Source organism: Williamsia sp. 1135, from assembly GCF_002095395.1.
GTDB lineage: Bacteria > Actinomycetota > Actinomycetes > Mycobacteriales > Mycobacteriaceae > Williamsia.
Window position 1 is genome coordinate 48,034 of the sequence record NZ_MJEI01000081.1, and the last position, 15,794, is coordinate 63,827.

Annotated in this window: 14 protein-coding genes, 1 tRNA gene and 1 pseudogene; 5 read left to right on the forward strand and 11 right to left on the reverse strand. The window is 63.5% G+C overall.

Annotation, left to right across the window (positions count from 1 at the left end; genetic code table 11):
• Nucleotides 1-4 precede the first annotated feature (4 nt).
• The 5 genes and pseudogenes from BFL43_RS09010 to polA all read right to left on the reverse strand — a co-directional run bounded on the left by BFL43_RS09010 (nucleotide 5) and on the right by polA (nucleotide 5,735).
• A complete protein-coding gene (locus BFL43_RS09010; RefSeq protein WP_084892221.1) occupies nucleotides 5-829 on the reverse strand; it encodes a hypothetical protein in 825 nt (274 codons plus the stop codon).
• Complete coding sequence (locus BFL43_RS09015; protein ID WP_084835862.1) at nucleotides 826-1,119, reverse strand: hypothetical protein; 294 nt, start codon at nucleotides 1,117-1,119, stop codon at nucleotides 826-828. The genes BFL43_RS09010 and BFL43_RS09015 overlap by 4 nt, the downstream gene beginning before the upstream one ends.
• 57 nt (nucleotides 1,120-1,176) lie before the next feature.
• Nucleotides 1,177-2,447, reverse strand: a pseudogene (locus BFL43_RS09020) (RNA polymerase sigma factor).
• A gap of 7 nt (nucleotides 2,448-2,454) precedes the next feature.
• Nucleotides 2,455-2,877, reverse strand: a complete 423-nt coding sequence (locus tag BFL43_RS09025; RefSeq protein ID WP_084892242.1) for a YciI family protein — start codon at nucleotides 2,875-2,877, stop codon at nucleotides 2,455-2,457.
• Nucleotides 2,878-2,990: 113 nt separating this feature from the next.
• Nucleotides 2,991-5,735 carry a DNA polymerase I gene (polA, locus tag BFL43_RS09030; RefSeq protein ID WP_084892222.1) on the reverse strand — a complete coding sequence of 915 codons (2,745 nt, stop codon included), beginning with the start codon at nucleotides 5,733-5,735 and terminating at the stop codon, nucleotides 2,991-2,993.
• A 226-nt stretch (nucleotides 5,736-5,961) separates the two neighbouring features.
• Here polA and BFL43_RS09035 point away from each other — a divergent pair, with 226 nt between their 5' ends.
• Genes BFL43_RS09035 through BFL43_RS09050 form a run of 4 tightly spaced genes read left to right on the forward strand, consistent with a single transcriptional unit; the run spans nucleotide 5,962 to nucleotide 10,218 of the window.
• Entirely contained in the window at nucleotides 5,962-7,284 is a 1,323-nt protein-coding gene (locus tag BFL43_RS09035; protein ID WP_084892223.1) for a branched-chain amino acid ABC transporter permease, read from the forward strand.
• A 3-nt stretch (nucleotides 7,285-7,287) separates the two neighbouring features.
• A complete protein-coding gene (locus tag BFL43_RS09040) occupies nucleotides 7,288-8,277 on the forward strand; it encodes a branched-chain amino acid ABC transporter permease (protein ID WP_084835867.1) in 990 nt (329 codons plus the stop codon).
• Entirely contained in the window at nucleotides 8,270-9,385 is a 1,116-nt protein-coding gene (locus BFL43_RS09045) for an ABC transporter ATP-binding protein (RefSeq protein WP_084892224.1), read from the forward strand. The genes BFL43_RS09040 and BFL43_RS09045 overlap by 8 nt, the downstream gene beginning before the upstream one ends.
• Before the next feature lie 11 nt (nucleotides 9,386-9,396).
• Nucleotides 9,397-10,218: an ABC transporter ATP-binding protein gene (locus tag BFL43_RS09050; RefSeq protein WP_084835918.1), complete on the forward strand. Its 822-nt coding sequence runs from the start codon at nucleotides 9,397-9,399 to the stop codon at nucleotides 10,216-10,218.
• A 168-nt stretch (nucleotides 10,219-10,386) separates the two neighbouring features.
• Here BFL43_RS09050 and BFL43_RS09055 read toward each other — a convergent pair whose 3' ends face one another.
• Nucleotides 10,387-11,706, reverse strand: coding sequence for an ABC transporter substrate-binding protein (locus BFL43_RS09055; protein WP_084892225.1), 1,320 nt, complete (start codon nucleotides 11,704-11,706; stop codon nucleotides 10,387-10,389).
• A gap of 244 nt (nucleotides 11,707-11,950) precedes the next feature.
• Complete coding sequence (locus BFL43_RS09060) at nucleotides 11,951-12,580, reverse strand: response regulator (protein WP_084892243.1); 630 nt, start codon at nucleotides 12,578-12,580, stop codon at nucleotides 11,951-11,953.
• Nucleotides 12,581-12,724: 144 nt separating this feature from the next.
• Here BFL43_RS09060 and BFL43_RS09065 point away from each other — a divergent pair.
• Nucleotides 12,725-12,798, forward strand: a tRNA-Leu gene (locus BFL43_RS09065).
• 128 nt (nucleotides 12,799-12,926) lie between these two features.
• On the opposite strand, the gene BFL43_RS09070 is transcribed toward BFL43_RS09065, so the two are convergent.
• The 4 genes from BFL43_RS09070 to trxA are packed head-to-tail and all read right to left on the reverse strand — an operon-like array spanning nucleotide 12,927 to nucleotide 15,789.
• Nucleotides 12,927-13,367 (reverse strand): DUF1931 family protein, encoded by a 441-nt coding sequence (locus BFL43_RS09070; protein ID WP_206186643.1) that lies wholly within the window; start codon nucleotides 13,365-13,367, stop codon nucleotides 12,927-12,929.
• Between the two features lie 13 nt (nucleotides 13,368-13,380).
• Nucleotides 13,381-15,096 (reverse strand): cyclic nucleotide-binding domain-containing thioredoxin-disulfide reductase, encoded by a 1,716-nt coding sequence (locus BFL43_RS09075; RefSeq protein ID WP_084892227.1) that lies wholly within the window; start codon nucleotides 15,094-15,096, stop codon nucleotides 13,381-13,383.
• Nucleotides 15,074-15,340 (reverse strand): UBP-type zinc finger domain-containing protein, encoded by a 267-nt coding sequence (locus tag BFL43_RS09080; RefSeq protein WP_084892228.1) that lies wholly within the window; start codon nucleotides 15,338-15,340, stop codon nucleotides 15,074-15,076. Before BFL43_RS09080 ends, BFL43_RS09075 begins: the two co-directional genes overlap by 23 nt.
• On the reverse strand, nucleotides 15,337-15,789 hold the full coding sequence (trxA, locus tag BFL43_RS09085) for a thioredoxin (RefSeq protein WP_084892229.1): 453 nt from the start codon (nucleotides 15,787-15,789) through the stop codon (nucleotides 15,337-15,339). Before trxA ends, BFL43_RS09080 begins: the two co-directional genes overlap by 4 nt.
• Nucleotides 15,790-15,794: the final 5 nt, after the last annotated feature.

Consider the following 15,794-nt stretch of genomic DNA (forward strand, 5'->3'; position numbering starts at 1 on the left):
ATCGTCAACCGATGAATCGCAGGTCGGAGACGGTCCCGCTGGACACCAGCATGATGTAGAAATCGGTGAGCACCAGGGTCCCCAAGGTGATCCACGCGTACTGCATGTGCCGGGCGTTGAGCTTGGACACCTGCGTCCAGATCCGATAGCGGACGGGGTGCGCCGAAAAGTGTTTGAGGCGGCCACCGGTGACGTGACGGCACGAGTGGCAGGAGATGGTGTAAACCCACAGCAGAATCACGTTGCCGATCAAGATCACGTTCCCGAGCCCGATTCCGAACCCGCCCCCCTTGGCATGGAAGGCCGTCACTGCGTCGTAGGTGTTGATCAGCGACACGATGACCGCGGCGTAGAAGAAGTACCGGTGCGCATTCTGGATGATGAGCGGCAGTTTGGTCTCGCCGGAGTACTTGCTGTGCGGCTCGGCGACGGCGCAGGCCGGAGGGGAGAACCAGAACGAGCGGTAGTAGGCCTTGCGGTAGTAGTAGCAGGTCAGCCGGAACCCCAGCAGGAACGGTAGGACCACGAACCCGAGGGGGATGATCATCGGCAGTTCCGGGAAGGGCGTCCCGAAGTGACTGGACCCGGGAACGCAGGACTCGCTCAGACAGGGTGAGTAGAACGGCGTCAGGTAGTGGTAGTCCTCGACCCAATAGGCGGTGCGGACAAATGATCTCACCGTCGCGTAAATGACGAACGCGGAAAGACCCACCGCGGTCAGCAGCGGAGACAACCACCAGCGGTCCTTGCGCAGTGTGCGTACGAGTATTCGTGCTCGGCCGGGTGAGAAGACCCCAGTTTTTTCCCGCTCAGTTGCGGGGGCGCTCACTTCGTCCGCTCACGCGAGTGGAACCCCAACCCCTCATCCTGCGCGCCGAGCCAGGCCGACTCGTCGGACTTGCTGTCGGGGACATAGACGACGTCGTTCTTGTTCACCGGTGGGCGCATCAGCGGGGGCGGCGACTTCTCGAAGTCGTGCAGATCGATCTCGAGGCGGTCGAGATCGTTGGTCATGCGTCGCACGGAGTCGACGTCCCCATATTGCAACTTCAGTGCGACGATGTGGTGCCGCAGAGCTCCGATGCTGCGATGGAGTTCGTTCATTCCGGCAGATGCCATGGCGTTACCTCCGAGGGCTATGTGACTCACACCACATTACTGCTCGGGTCACCTCAGTCAACGGTTTTCACCGAACGTGTCGCCCAACGCGGCCGCCTTGGCGCGCAGAACCATGCTCTCCCTTTGGTTTCCGGCCATCTCGGCCGCCACCAACAACTCCGCCCGCGCCTCCGTGTCGCGATGCAACCGGGCCAGCAGCTCGCCCCGGACCGCAGGCAGCAGATGGGAACGCGATAAGGCACCCGCCGCGACCAACTCGTCCACGATCTGCAACGCCGGCCCAGGCCCAGACGCCATCGACACCGCGACAGCGCGATTGAGGTCGACGACAGGCGACGGCGCGATCCGGCCCAGCGCCTCGTAGAGGATCACGATGCGCTGCCAATCGGTGTCCTGCGCGGTAGGCGCGGTGGCCTGACACTGGGCAAGTGCCGCCTGCAGGCCGTACGGGCCTCTGCCCCGCCCGCAATCGTCGGCGCGGGCCAGGGCCTGCACACCGCGGCGGATCTGCGCCTGATCCCAGCGACTGCGATCCTGATCGGAGAGCAGGATGGGGGTCCCGTCCTTGGTGGTCCGCGCACCGAACCGCGACGCCTGGAACTCCATCAACGCGACTAGCGCGTGCACCTCCGGTTCGTCCGATACGAGCCCGGTCAGGATCCTGCCGAGCCGAAGCGCCTCGCCGCACAGCTCCGACCGGATCCAGCGATCCCCTGAGGAGGCCGAATACCCCTCGTTGAAGATGAGATAGAGAACACTGAGCACCGCCGACAGCCGCTTCGGGTACTCCTCGCGGGGCGGCACCTCGAAGGGCACGTCTGCCGCTTTGAGTGTCTTCTTCGCTCGGACGATCCGCTGCTGGATCGTGGCCGTCGAGGTCAGGAATGCCTGCGCGATCTCGTCTGTCGTCAGGCCTCCGACGACCCGCAGCGTGAGTGCGATCTGCCCTTCGCGTGCCAGCACCGGGTGCGCCGAGACGAACACCAGCCGCAGCACGTCGTCGTCGATGTGGTCGGGATCCCAGCCGAGTTCTGCGTCAGGCCGCGTCTCGAGATCGCGGGCAATGGCGACGTACTTCTGATCGAGTCGTTCCTGGCGCCGCCAGCCATCGACCGCCCGGCGCTTGGCGACCGTGGTGAGCCATGCGCCCGGGTTACGCGGCACCCCGGAGGTCGGCCACGCCGACATTGCCTCGACCAGTGCTTCCTGCGCGAGATCTTCGGCCAGGCCACCTCTCCGACCATCCGGCTGAGCGTGGCGACGATCTTGGCGGCCTCGATCCTCCAGACCGCGTCGATCGTGCGACCGATCGCCTCCGGCGTGCTCATCGATGCTTCAGTTGGAAGTACTCTCTTGCCTCTCGCGCCACTGCTCTTCCTTCTGGATCCATTCGTTGTCCTTCGGGAAGTCGTGGATGGAGGCCACGCGGCGCACCTCGAGCTTCGAACCCGGCCCCAGCGGACACCGCGATGCCCATTGCGCAGCTTCTTCTTTGCCCGAGACCTCGAGGATCCAGAACCCGTTGAAGAGTTCTTTCACCTCGGCGTACGGTCCGTCTGTCACCACCGGCGGGTCGGAGTCGAAGTCGACGACAAATCCCTCGGAGGCGTCTGCCAGCCCTTCCGCGGACAGCAGGACGCCGGCCTTCATCAGCGATTCGTTGTAGGCCCCCATCGCGGCGATGATCTCTTCGAAGGGAACCTCCTTGCTCGCGTCGATGGCTTCCTGGGTGTCCCGCATGATCAGCATGTAACGCATGGTCTTCTCCTCATTCGGTAGGTGCATCCGAGGTTCCGTTTGTGGTCCTCACCCATTCGTCGAACGAGCATCGACCAGATCGACACGGTTTCGAAAAAACTTTTCAGGGACTGTCAGTGAGCGGCGTCATCCCACGATCTGCCGTAGCCGATGGACACATCGAGAGGCACGGACAGTTCGATCGCGCCGCCCATCTTGGCGCGCACGAGTGCTTCGAGGCGCTCCTGCTCACCCGTGGCCACCTCGAAGACGAGTTCGTCGTGCACCTGCAGCAACATGCGCGAAGACAGCTTCTCCTCGGCCAGCGATCGCTGAACGTCGATCATCGCGACTTTGATGATGTCGGCAGCGGTGCCCTGGATGGGCGCGTTGAGGGCCGCCCGCTCGGCGACATCGCGACGCTGCCGGTTGTCGCTGTTGAGATCGGGGAGGTAGCGGCGACGCCCGAACAACGTGGAGGTGTATTCGTTTCGACGCGCTTCCTCGACGGTCTCGCGGAGATAGTCACGCACCCCACCGAAACGGGTGAAGTACGCCTCCATCTGCTCCTTTGCCTCGCTGGTGCTGATCTTGAGCTGAGCCGACAAACCGAACGCGCTCAGGCCGTAGGCAAGGCCATAGCTCATTGCTTTCACCCGGCGACGCATGTCCGGCGTGACCTCTTCGATCGGAACGCCGAACGCCCGCGACCCCACGAAACTATGCAGGTCTTCGCCGGTGTTGAACGCTTCGATCAGCCCGGTGTCCTTGGACAGGTGCGCCATGATCCGCATCTCGATCTGGCTGTAGTCGGCGGTCATCAGGGAGTCGTACCCGTCGGCGACGACGAATCCCTGACGAATCTGACGTCCGGCATCGGTGCGGACCGGGATGTTCTGCAGGTTCGGTTCGGTCGACGACAGCCGCCCAGTCGCAGCGACCGTCTGGTTGAACGTCGTGTGGATCCGGGCGTCGTCGGCGACCGTCTTGAGCAGCCCCGCGACGGTGACCTTGAGCCTGGTCGCATCGCGATGGGCCAGCATGTGCTCGAGGAACGGATGTCCGGTCTTCTCGAACAATCCGGCCAGTGCGTCGGCGTCGGTGGTGTAGCCGGTCTTGGTCTTCTTGGTCTTCGGCATCTCGAGCTCGTCGAACAGCACGACCTGCAGCTGCTTGGGCGAGCCCAGGTTGATCTGTTTACCGATCACCTCGTAGGCGAGTTCGGCCGATTCCCGGACGCGTGCAGCAAACCCCGATTCGAGGTCCTCGAGGTGCGGGACGTCGATCCCGATACCGGCAGCCTCGAGTTCGGCCAGCACGAACAGCAGCGGCAACTCCATGTCGGTCAGCAGTGAACCGGAATCGATCTTGGCCAGTTCCTCATCGAACCGGTCGGCCAGTTCGGCGACGGCCTGTGCCTGCAACATCGCCTGATCGGCCGCGGCCTGCGCGCCGGAGTCCTCGTCGAGGAGTGACATCTGTCCGTCGTCGGTGACGGCGTCGGCGCGCAGTTCCCGGCGCAGGTATCGCAACGCGAGATCGTCGAGATTGAACGACCGCTGCCCTGGAAGGATCAGGTAGGCCGCCAGGGTGGTGTCGCTGGTGACGCCACCGAGGTGCCATCCCCGACCCCGCAACGCGTGAAAGGCCCACTTGGCCTCGTGGATCGCCTTCGGAACGTTGACATCGGCCAACCAGTCGGCGAGTGCCGTCTCGTCCTCGGGACCGATCTCCGCAGGATCGAGGTATCCCGACTCGCCATCGGCCGCCGCGATCGCGATACCGGTGACATCCGAGCCGTATACCTGCCGCGGCCCGAGGATCGTCAGTCCACTGCGACCGGTCCCGGGCGCAGCATGCGCAGAGAGCCAGGCGGCCACCTCCCCGGCGCCGAGCAGGCTGCCCCGGAGATCGAACCCGGATTCGGCCTCGGGCGCGGCCGAGGTCAGGGTGGTGAACAGCCGGTCGCGCAACACCCGGAACTCGAGGTCGTCGAACAACTGGTGGATCTTGTCGCGGTCCCAGGGGGCCAGCGCGAGCTCATCGGGCTGTAACGGCAGGTCCATGTCGCGCACGAGTTCGGTGAGTTGGCGGTTCATCTGAACACTGGCGATGTGGGCGCGGAATGCTTCTCCCACTTTGCCTTTGACCTGATCTGCGTTGTCGACGAGACCAGAGAGCGATCCGTATTCGCGGATCCACTTGGTCGCCGTCTTCTCCCCCACCCCCGGGATACCGGGGAGGTTGTCGGAGGGGTCGCCGCGCAGGGCGGCAAAATCGGGGTACTGCGAAGGCGTCAGCCCGTACTTCGTCTCGACCGCCTCCGGGGTGAACCGGGTCAGCTCGGAAACACCCTTTTTCGGGTAGAGCACGGTGACGTTGTCCGTCACCAGCTGCAGAGAATCCCGGTCGCCGGTGACCACCAGAACGCGGAACCCCTGTTCCTCCGCGCGCGTGGTCAGCGTGGCGATGATGTCATCGGCTTCATAACCTTCGCGGAAGAGCACCGGAATCCCCATCGCGCCCAACACATCTTTGGTCAGGTCGACCTGGCCACGGAATTCATCCGGGGCCGAGCTGCGCTGCGCCTTGTACTCCGGGAAGACCTCGGCGCGGAAGGTCTGGCGCGAGACGTCGAACGCCGCAGCGATGTGTGAAGGGTTCTCGTCGCGCAGCAGATTGATCAGCATCGAGGTGAACCCGTACACCGCGTTGGTGGTCTGCCCCGACGCCGTCTTGAAGTTCTCGGCGGGCAAGGCAAAGAACGCCCTGAACGCCAGCGAGTGCCCGTCGAGCAACATCAGCGTCGGCGGCTCCGCCGCTTTCGTCGAGGACTTCGCCGTGGAACGGCCGGGCTGACTTGTCTGTGCAGGACTCACGGTGCCAAGTGTATGGAGCGGGGGTGACAGGCCCGCCGGTACGGCCCAAAAAGGTGAGATCGCACAGCGTTTTTCGAGGTCACAGGTCCGGTAACTCAACAGTAACTGGGCGGAAACTTAGAAAGCCTGCCGAGTGCGGTTACGGGTTATAGAGTCCGCCCAGACGACTTATTGATGTCCGGCACCACCGCCGGGCGACGACCACCTTCGGGAGGATTCAAGCGTGATGCCCCGTCCTGCTCAACGAGCACGGGTAATAGGAGCCAGGCTGGGGGCGGGCGCTCTGCTCACCCTGCTTGCGTCACTCATGTTCGCCGGACTCATGGGCTCAGGTATCGCAGCCGCGGCACCGGCCCCCACCACCGACGACACCGTGCGCGTCTTCGGAACCCTGCGTAATGGTTCCGAACCCGTTGCCGGCGTCAAGGTCGACGCGAAAGACGGGGCCGGCGCGATCGTCGAATCGGCCACCTCGTCGAATACCGGCACCTGGGAGGTGAACGTCCCGCCGGGCAACTACTCGGTCGTAATCGACAAGACCACCATTCCGGACGGTGTCGACATCCAGAAGGACACGGTCGCCGTCGTGGTCGTCGAGGGCTCACCGCGACCGGTCATCTTCTTGTTCGGTGCCGAACGGACCGCCAACGAGGTGTCCGCTGCAGAGGAACTGACGCGACTGACGATCGACGGTCTACGGTTCGGTCTCATCATCGCCATCTGTGGCGTCGGGCTGAGCCTGATCTTCGGTACCACCGGCCTCACCAACTTCGCCCACGGCGAACTGGTGACACTCGGCGCCGTGGTCGCCTGGTTCTTCAACGTGAAGATGGGCATCCAGCTGATACCCGCGACGATCCTCGCGATCGTGGTCGGCATCGGCATCGGCATCCTGAACGAACTCGGGATCTGGCGACCGTTGCGACGACGCCGATCCGGGCTCATCGCCATGCTGGTCGTCTCGATCGGTCTCGCGCTGGTCATGCGCTACCTGATCCTGATCTTCTTCTCCGATCGCGCCGAACCCTTCGACGACTACCAGGTGCAGAAGCAGATCGGTTCGGGCGCCTTCGCCATCACGCCGGTCAACCTCTGGTGCATCATCATCAGCCTCGTCGTGCTGGTCGCGGTGGCCGTCATGTTGCAGAAGACGCGAATCGGCAAGGCCATGCGCGCCGTCGCAGACAACCGCGACCTCGCGGCATCGTCAGGTATCAACGTGGACCGTGTCATCTTGTTCGTCTGGGCCATGGCCGGCGGGCTCGCGACACTCGGTGGCGTGCTGTTCGCCATGTCCGAACTCGGCGGACGCGTTCAATGGGAGATGGGTTTCAAACTCCTGCTGCTCATGTTCGCGGGCATCACGCTCGGCGGACTCGGTACCGCCTACGGTGCGCTCCTCGGCTGTGTGATCGTCGGTCTGCTGGTGCAGCTGTCGACGTACTGGATCGATCCCGATCTCAAGTACATCGGTGGCCTGCTGGTCCTGATCATCATTCTCACCATCAGACCGCAGGGCATTCTCGGGTCCAAAGCGAGGATCGGCTGACACATGGACATCATTTCCGCACTTCAGATCTCGATCGCCCAGCTGGTCGGTCCGTCAGCGATCTTCTACGCGCTGCTGGCCATCGGCCTCAACCTGCACTTCGGCTACGCCGGACTGCTCAACTTCGGTCAGATCGGCTTCGCCCTGCTCGGTGCGTACGGCGTGGGCATCATGGCCGACAACTACGACCAACCTCTGTGGATAGGCGCCATCGTCGGCATCGTCGCGGCCGGGGTCTTGGCCCTGGTACTCGGCTTCCCCACCCTGCGACTGCGGGCGGACTATCTGGCGATCGTGACGATCGCCGCCTCGGAGATCCTGCGTCTGGTGTTCCGGTCGACCGCCGCTGACGATCTGACCCACTCCACCAACGGCATCTTCGGATACGCCTCGGGCTTCTTCGAGTACAGCCCGTTCGACAACGGTAAGCAGTACGACTTCTTCGGAGTCAAGTTCCAGGGCACCGACTTGTGGGCGATGGTGGTCGGCTGGGCGATCGTGCTGTTGCTCTGCCTGCTGGTCTGGCTCCTGGTCCGCAGCCCGTGGGGTCGCGTACTCAAGGCCGTCCGCGAGGACGAGGACGCCGCCCGCTCGCTTGGTAAGAACGCCTATTTCTACAAGATGCAGGCCCTGATCCTCGGTGGCTGCATCGGCGGTATCGCCGGCGTCTACAACGCACTGCAGACGCAGTCGATCAACCCCGACTTCTATTCGACGGCCCAGACGTTCTTCGCCTACGGAGCACTCATCCTCGGCGGCGCGGCAACAGTCTTCGGTCCGGTGGTCGGAGCCATGCTCTTCTGGTTCCTGCTGGCGATCCCCGATGCCCTGCTGCGGCAGGTCACGTCCGGTCCCGACGCGTGGTTCGATCTAAGCCAGCAGCAGGTCGGCGCCATCCGCTACGTCTTGTTGGGATTGGCGATAGCCCTGATGATGGTCTTCAGACCGCAAGGAATTCTGGGCAACAAGCGGGAGGTGCAGCTCGATGCCTGACGGACGTCATGTGAAAGACGGAGACAGCTCCGGCGAGCCCGACCTGAGCGTCGACAAAACCACCCTCACCACAGCGGCGGCTCCGGCTACGCTGGCGGAGTTGAAGGTGCTCGGCGCCGAAGAACGTGCGGCGATCTTCGCCGACGTGAGCCCGGAAGCCGGATCCAGTAAGCCCGACCCGATCATCACCGTCGACGGGATCACCCGTACCTTCGGTGGTCTCAAGGCCGTCGATGTGCACCACCTGGAAATCCAGCGCGGATGCATCACCGGTCTGATCGGACCCAACGGTGCCGGCAAGACCACGTTCTTCAACCTCATCACCGGTTTCGACAAACCCGATACCGGGACATGGGAATTGAATGGTCACCCGATGGGACGGGTTGTGCCGCACAAGGTTGCGCGCAACGGGATGGTTCGGACGTTCCAGTTGACGAAGGCGCTGTCGAAGCTCTCAGTGCTCGACAACGTTCGGCTCGGCGCCCGCCACCAGAAGGGTGAGCACATGTTCGCGGCGCTCGCACCCTGGGTCTGGCGTAAGCAGGAGGCCGAAACGACCGAGCGCGCGTACGAATTGCTCAAGCGGTTCAAGCTCGACACCAAGGCCGACGACTATGCCGGTTCGCTGTCGGGTGGTCAGCGCAAGCTCCTGGAGATGGCACGTGCGCTGATGACCAATCCCGAGGTCGTCATGCTCGACGAGCCCATGGCCGGCGTGAACCCCGCGCTGACCCAGAGCCTGCTCGAACACATCAAGTCGTTGCGCGACGAAGGCATGAGTGTGGTGTTCGTCGAACACGACATGGACGTCATCCGCGACATCAGCGACTGGGTGGTGGTGATGGCACAGGGCAAGGTGATCGCCGAGTCACTCCCCGAACGGCTCGGAGACAACGAAGCGGTCGTGGACGCATACCTCGGTGGCCATCACGATCAGGCGCTCGAATTCGACGCCGACGGCAACCCCGTCGGCGAAACGGCAGCGCTGGCCGAAGAGGTCGAAGCAGCCATGGAACAGACCCTGAAGGCAGGCGGCGACCTGTCGGAACCGATCGTCCCCACCCGGGACACATCCCAGGGCACCACGGACAGAAAGGACAAGGCATGAGCGGTCCCGACATGTCCAAATCGACCACAGCACAACCCGACAAAGAACTGACGCACGCCGAACTGGCCGCGACTCCCGAGGTGCATCGTGAGCAGGCCGTCAACGCGCTGCTGCGTGCCGACGACATCACGGCCGGCTACCTTCCCGGGATCAACATCCTCGAGGAGTGCAACTTCTACCTCGACGACGGCGAGATCGTCGGCATCATCGGTCCCAACGGTGCCGGCAAGTCGACGTTGCTCAAGACGCTGTTCGGGTTGATTCCCGTGCGCGTGGGAGCGGTCAGTTTGCGCGGGGAGAACATCACCTCCGCCAAGGCCCACGTACTGGTGACCAAAGGCGTCGGCTACGTGCCCCAGACGCTGAACGTCTTCCCGGCGCTGACCATCGAAGAAAACCTCGAGATGGGGATCTACCTGCGTCCGAAGAAGTTCAACGAGCGCTTCGACTTCGTGTCCGAACTCTTCCCGTTGCTGTCAGAGCGCCGCAAGGTCAAGGCAGGCGCGTTGTCCGGTGGCGAACGTCAGATGGTCGCCATGGGCCGCGCGCTGATGATGGAGCCGTCGGTGCTGCTGCTCGACGAGCCTTCGGCCGGGCTCTCGCCGATGTTCCAGGACGAGGTCTTCATCCGCATCAAGAAGATCAACGCCACCGGCGTCTCGGTGATCCTGGTGGAGCAGAATGCCCGTCGGTGCCTGCAGATCTGCGACCGCGGCTACGTGCTCGATCAGGGTCGCAACGCCTACACCGACACCGGTCTCAACCTCGCCAACGACCCGAAGATCATCGAGCTGTACCTGGGTACCCTCGCCGGAAGCTCTGAAAAGAAGTAGTTCACAGCGCCTCTCGAGACCAAACACCCGCATTCGCCTGACGGATGCGGGTGTTTTGGCGTCATCGCGTCGACTGGAGTCAACGGGCTGTGACAGCCCAAACAGCAGGAAGGCCCGGACCTTTCGGTCCGGGCCTCCTTCGGCGTTCAGTTATCTGATGTCAGGACATCAGTTGTCCGAAACCACCTTGTAGTCGGCGACCGGATCGATCGTCTTGTTGTTGGCGTCGAACTCGAGTACGCCGTACGAGCCGACAGACGGCTCGCCAGCGGTCACGAATGCGAGTTCGCCGGTGACACCGTCATAGTCGATGTCGGTGCCGGCCTTGATCAGTGCCAAGCACTCCTCGTACGTGGTGCACTTGGTGCCGTCCTTGGTCACGCCGTTGATCTCCGAGGCGATCGCCATACCGTTGGTCGACTTCGCGATCTCCGCAGCGAGCGCAGAGATGACGGTGGCGTCATAGCTCTCCTGTGCGTAGTTGAAGTCGATCAGGGCCGGGTCGACTGCCTTGAGCCGGGCTGCGAAGTCCGGTCCCAGCGCGGTCAGCGGCGTGGTGCCCTTCATGCCCTCGAGGATGCCGGGTCCCACGGACTCACCCAGAGCGTTGCCCATGTTGCCGTCGACGCCGAAGACGAGCTTGTCCTTCGGTCCGATCTGGACCTCGTTCATGCGGGTGATGATCTTGGCGCTCTCCTCGAACCCGATGACGGCGATGCCGTCCGGGTTGAAGTTCTTCACCTGGTCGACCTCAGCGTTGAACGACTGCGCGTTGGGGTCGTAGATGATCTTCTGGATCTGGTCCGACGGAATGCCGGCAGCTTCGAGGTCGGCGATGGTGTTGTCGGCCAGGCCGGTTCCGTACGGGTCGTTCATCGCCAGGATGGAGACGCGCTGGACGCCGCCTTCAGCGATCACCTGCGAAAGAGCCTGGGCCTGCAGCTTGTCGGCAGGGGCGGTGCGGAAGTACATGCCCTTGTCTGCGTAGCAGGTGAACTCGTCCGAGGTGTTGGCCGGCGAGAACATGACTGCTCCGGCGCTGGCGATCTTGTCGATGACCTTCAGGGACACCGAGGACGATGCTGCACCGATGATGACCTGGGTGCCGGCCGCGAGCTCGCGGTCGACGGTGGCACTCGCGGTGTCCGTGGTGGTGTCGCCGGAGTCGCCGTTGACTTCTTCAACCGGCTTGTCGAGCACGCCGCCTGCGGCGTTGATGTCGTTGACCGCCAGCGTGACACCCGCGAACTCAGGCGGGCCGAGGAACGCCAGGCTGCCGGTGGCAGGAAGCAAGGTGCCGATCTTCAGGGGATTGGTGCTGACCGGGCCAGGGGTGGCCTGATCTACGTTGTCGCCGCAATCTGCGGTGGCTGTCGTGGTCTCGCTCGACGACGAATCTTCGGAATCGTCCGAGCTGCTACACCCGGCCAAGGCCAAGGCGGCAACAGCCGCTGCGACTGTTCCCCTCAAGAGATATCTGTGGGCCATCAATATTCTCCTCGCGGTAAATCACTCGAGCGCGGCGCGACTTTTAACGACGCATACGACCGCCACTCGCTCGGGTAAAGCTAGCGCGATCGTGTTGCCCACGAGTAACGTTCGTGAAACTCCGATGACGTCCGCCCAGGCTGTGACCAGATCGAGACCAAGGTGTTGTTGCGGCTGTCGCAACAGGGCTGGTCATGCCGAAGTCAAAGCCAGGCAAGGCTCCGTTAAGTCATTGTCCAGCAGGCTATTTGGCCTTGGTGCCCAAAGTCTCGATGACCACTTCAGCAACCGCCTTCATGGTGGTTCTGCGATCCATTGCCGCACGCTGGATCCACTTGAAGGCCTCGGGTTCGGTAAACGCATGCGTCTGCATCAAAATGCCCTTTGCGCGTTCGACCAATTTGCGGATCTCCAAACGCTCCGTCAGATCCGCAACATCGGCTTCGAGTAGATGGAGCTCGGTATAGCGACTGACCGCCACCTCGATCGCCGGCACCAGGTCGGCCTTCGTGAACGGTTTCACAAGGTAGGCCATCGCTCCGGCGTCGCGGGCCTTCTCGACGAACTCGCGCTGGCTGAACGCGGTCAGCATCACAACTGCGGACAGCCGCTTGCTTGCGATCTCTGCCGCGGCATCGATGCCGTCGCGTACCGGCATCTTCACATCCATGATCACCAGATCAGGCCGGAGCTCCTCGGTGAGGTCGACGGCCACCTGACCGTTGGGGGCCTCCCCCACGACGTCGTAACCCTCTTCGCGGAGCATCTCGATGAGATCCATCCGGATGAGCGAGTCATCCTCGGCGACCAGAACCCGTCGCGTCGTGGGTGTCGACCCCTCGGTCTCGGCTGCGCTTGCGTCCGTCGTCGCCATCGGTCCCACCTCCACATTGAAATGCTTGCCCACTGGCACGGGCGACCGGAGTTTCACCCCCGCCACACGCACCACGATAGGACGCAACAGTACCGGTTGGATTCTCACCGGGCGCGTCATCTAAAGTGACCTCTGCAGGAAGACGCCCCCGTAGCCCAATTGGCAGAGGCAACGGATTCAAAACCCGTCCAGTGTCAGTTCGAGTCTGACCGGGGGCACAAAGCTACTGGTCACAGTGGTATGCAATTGCGTTGACAAGCGCTACGCGTTGGGTAAGCGGCAACTTTCGGAAGTGTTCATTCTACGCGTCGCGCGTCACATTTTGCGTCGCCGGGACGAGTGGTGGTCAGAGCAGTAGGTGGAAGATCCCCAGAGCGACGGTCCATTGGGCGGTGTCGGGGTTCTTGCGGTCCGGCTCGACCGTGACGAAGGTATGCGCCAGTGCCACGCTCAGGCCTCCTGCGATCAGTGGCAGTCGCTGCTCGGTCTCCTCGGAGAGAGCAATGTCGAGGAATGGGCGCGTCGTCAGTTGATCGAGCAGAGGCTGAAGTTCGATCTCTTCGTCGAGTCTTTCGAACCGGTGGATACTCTCCTGCAACCCCTTGGTGATCGGCAGGTCCCACGGTTCGATCACGTCGCGCATGTTTGCCTTCGCGGAGGCTTTGCCGATCAGGATCACGTCGTAGATCTTGTCGTCGATGAAATCCGTATAGCGCTTGAGGTCGTTGCGGTCGACCTGCAGTCCAGCCGCTGCCCGGAAGAACCGCTGGAATTTCACAGTGCCCATTACTGGCATATCGTCAGCTCCCTTCGAAGTATTCATGGATTTGTCGTACCGCCATCGCTCCTTCACCGACCGCCGATGCGACTCGTTTCACTGAGCCGCGGCGGATGTCGCCCGCCGCGAACAGGCCGGGCAGGCTGGTTTCGAGCGTCCTGGACATGCCGCCGCTGATAGGCAGGTTGTCGTCTGCTCGGGCGTGGATCGCGTCGATGCCGGTGAGGACGAAGCCGTGATCGTCGAGTGCGATCGCGTCGGCAAGCCACCCGGTGTGCGGTACCGCCCCAATGAAGACGAACAGGGCGCGCACCCGGATCGTGTCCTGGTCGCCGGTGCGATTGTCCCCGACCGCAATCGCGTCGAGGTATTTCTCGCCGTGGACCGCGCGAATCTCGGTGTTCCGGTGCACGGTGACCCGCGGGTGGTGTTCGATCTGGTCGACCAGGTAACGGGACATGCTCTTCCCCAGGTCATCGCCGCGGATGAGCAGGTGCACGTGCGAGACGTGCCCGGCGAGGAAGACGGAGGCCTGGCCGGCGGAGTTACCGCCACCGACGATTGCCACCGGGTCTGTGCCGCATATCCGCGCCTCCTGATAGGTCGCGGCGTAGTACACGCTTGTTCCTTCCAGCGCCTCGATCCCTTGAACGGCCAACTTGCGGTATTGCGCCCCGGCGGCGAGCACAACGGCCCGGGCGTGCACCGTGCCGCCGTCCGCCAGTCGGAGCACATGGTTCCCGGCCTCGGATCCCAAACCGGTCACTTCTGCCGACACCAGGATGCGGGCGCCGAATTTCCCGGCCTGGATCACGGCACGCTCTGCCAATTCGGAGCCGGAGACCCCTGCGGGAAAGCCGAGGTAGTTCTCGATCCGGGAGGAAGTACTGGCTTGGCCACCCGCGGCGATCGACTCCAGCGTCACCGTGTTCAGCCCGTCCGAGGCGCCGTACACCGACGCGGCCAGACCGGCCGGTCCGGCACCCACGACGACGAGGTCGTACACGTCCTTGGCTGCGTCCGCGACGGCAAGCCCGACGACGCGTGCGAGCTGCGCATTCGTCGGATTGCGTAGCACCTTCTCGCCGTGCCAGATCACGACGGGTGTGTCGTCGGGTGCGACGTTCAGTCTGTGTAGCAGCTGCTCCGCACGTTCGTCCCGTTCCAAATCGAACCACCTGTGGGGCAAACGGTTTCGCATGGCGAACTCCCGAAGCCGCAACGTATCCGGGGAAAAGCAGGAGCCGATGATCCGGAACCCCGAGCCGAGCCCGATCAGCAAGTGCCGACGGACCAGGTAGGCACGCAGGATCAAATCGCTGAGCACGGGATCGTGGGCAATCAGCTCGCGCACCTGCTCAGCAGGGACGGCGAGTATCTCGCCGTCCTCGATCGCTTCGGCGGTGAAGAACGCCACCTGGCCTTCCAGGAGTCCGAGCTCGCCCAGAAAGCGCCCAGGACCGTGCACGCGCAGTATCCGGCGCTCGTTGTCCACGTCGCCTTCCTCGATCACGGCGACCTTTCCGGACAGTACGACAACGAAATCGTTGTCAGGCGCGCCTTCTCGGATCAGCACCTCGTCGGCGCGAACCGGTCGACGCGAGCCTCTGACCTCGAGCGTGGCGACCTGGTCGTCCGTCAGCCGCGGGAACGCACCCTCTTCGTCCGGGGTCTCGTCGTCGACGGGCGGATTGTCCCTGATGGATGAGGCGCCCTCAGACGAAGTTCTGGTCGACATAACACCACCGCCAATCCTCCCCGGGCTCCATCGACCGGACGACCGGATGCCCGATGGCGTGAGCGTGAGCACTCGCGTGTCTGCCCGGCGAAGAGTCACAGCAACCGACGTGTCCGCACGTCAGACACAGCCTCAGATGCACCCACGGGGTGCCGAGGCGAAGACATTCCTCGCAGCCCTGCGGGGTACGGGGCACCACGGCCCGGATCGCGGTTACATGTGGGTCCGTATAGACAGGTCTCATGACTTCGCCTCCTCGCCAGCATTTTTCGACAGCGCCTGATCGAGCCACGTGCGCAGCTGGGGCACAGGAGCCGCACCCGACTGACGAGCGAGAACCTCACCCCGGTCCATCACCAGCAGGGTCGGCACGGCGCGGACGGTGAATCGTTCGGCCGTCCGGGGTGCAGCTTCGACGTCGACCTTGACCAGCTTGATCTGGCCGGCAAGTTCTCTGGCGAGCTGCTCGAGCGCGGGGCTGACCATGCGGCACGGGCCGCACCACGTCGCCCACAGGTCCACGAGCACAGGCACCGAAGACTTCTCGACGGTCTCCGCGAAGTCGCCGTCTCCCGCCGCGGCGATCCAGGGCAGCGGCTCATGGCAGTTCCCGCAGCGAGGTCTTCCTTCCCCTACTGCCGGGATGTTGTTGGCTTTGCCGCAGTTCGGGCATTTCACTTTTTCGGATCCCATGACCT

Excerpts from the sequence above, each read along its gene's own strand:
- BFL43_RS09015 (WP_084835862.1), bottom strand. The coding sequence starts at position 1,119 with ATGGCATCTGCCGGAATGAACGAACTCCATCGCAGCATCGGAGCTCTG.
- BFL43_RS09025 (WP_084892242.1), bottom strand. The coding sequence starts at position 2,877 with ATGCGTTACATGCTGATCATGCGGGACACCCAGGAAGCCATCGACGCG.
- BFL43_RS09035 (WP_084892223.1), top strand. The coding sequence starts at position 5,962 with ATGCCCCGTCCTGCTCAACGAGCACGGGTAATAGGAGCCAGGCTGGGG.
- BFL43_RS09040 (WP_084835867.1), top strand. The coding sequence starts at position 7,288 with ATGGACATCATTTCCGCACTTCAGATCTCGATCGCCCAGCTGGTCGGT.
- BFL43_RS09045 (WP_084892224.1), top strand. The coding sequence starts at position 8,270 with ATGCCTGACGGACGTCATGTGAAAGACGGAGACAGCTCCGGCGAGCCC.
- BFL43_RS09050 (WP_084835918.1), top strand. The coding sequence starts at position 9,397 with ATGTCCAAATCGACCACAGCACAACCCGACAAAGAACTGACGCACGCC.
- BFL43_RS09055 (WP_084892225.1), bottom strand. The coding sequence starts at position 11,706 with ATGGCCCACAGATATCTCTTGAGGGGAACAGTCGCAGCGGCTGTTGCC.
- BFL43_RS09060 (WP_084892243.1), bottom strand. The coding sequence starts at position 12,580 with ATGGCGACGACGGACGCAAGCGCAGCCGAGACCGAGGGGTCGACACCC.
- BFL43_RS09070 (WP_206186643.1), bottom strand. The coding sequence starts at position 13,367 with ATGGGCACTGTGAAATTCCAGCGGTTCTTCCGGGCAGCGGCTGGACTG.
- BFL43_RS09075 (WP_084892227.1), bottom strand. The coding sequence starts at position 15,096 with ATGTCGACCAGAACTTCGTCTGAGGGCGCCTCATCCATCAGGGACAAT.
- BFL43_RS09080 (WP_084892228.1), bottom strand. The coding sequence starts at position 15,340 with ATGAGACCTGTCTATACGGACCCACATGTAACCGCGATCCGGGCCGTG.
- trxA (WP_084892229.1), bottom strand. The coding sequence starts at position 15,789 with ATGGGATCCGAAAAAGTGAAATGCCCGAACTGCGGCAAAGCCAACAAC.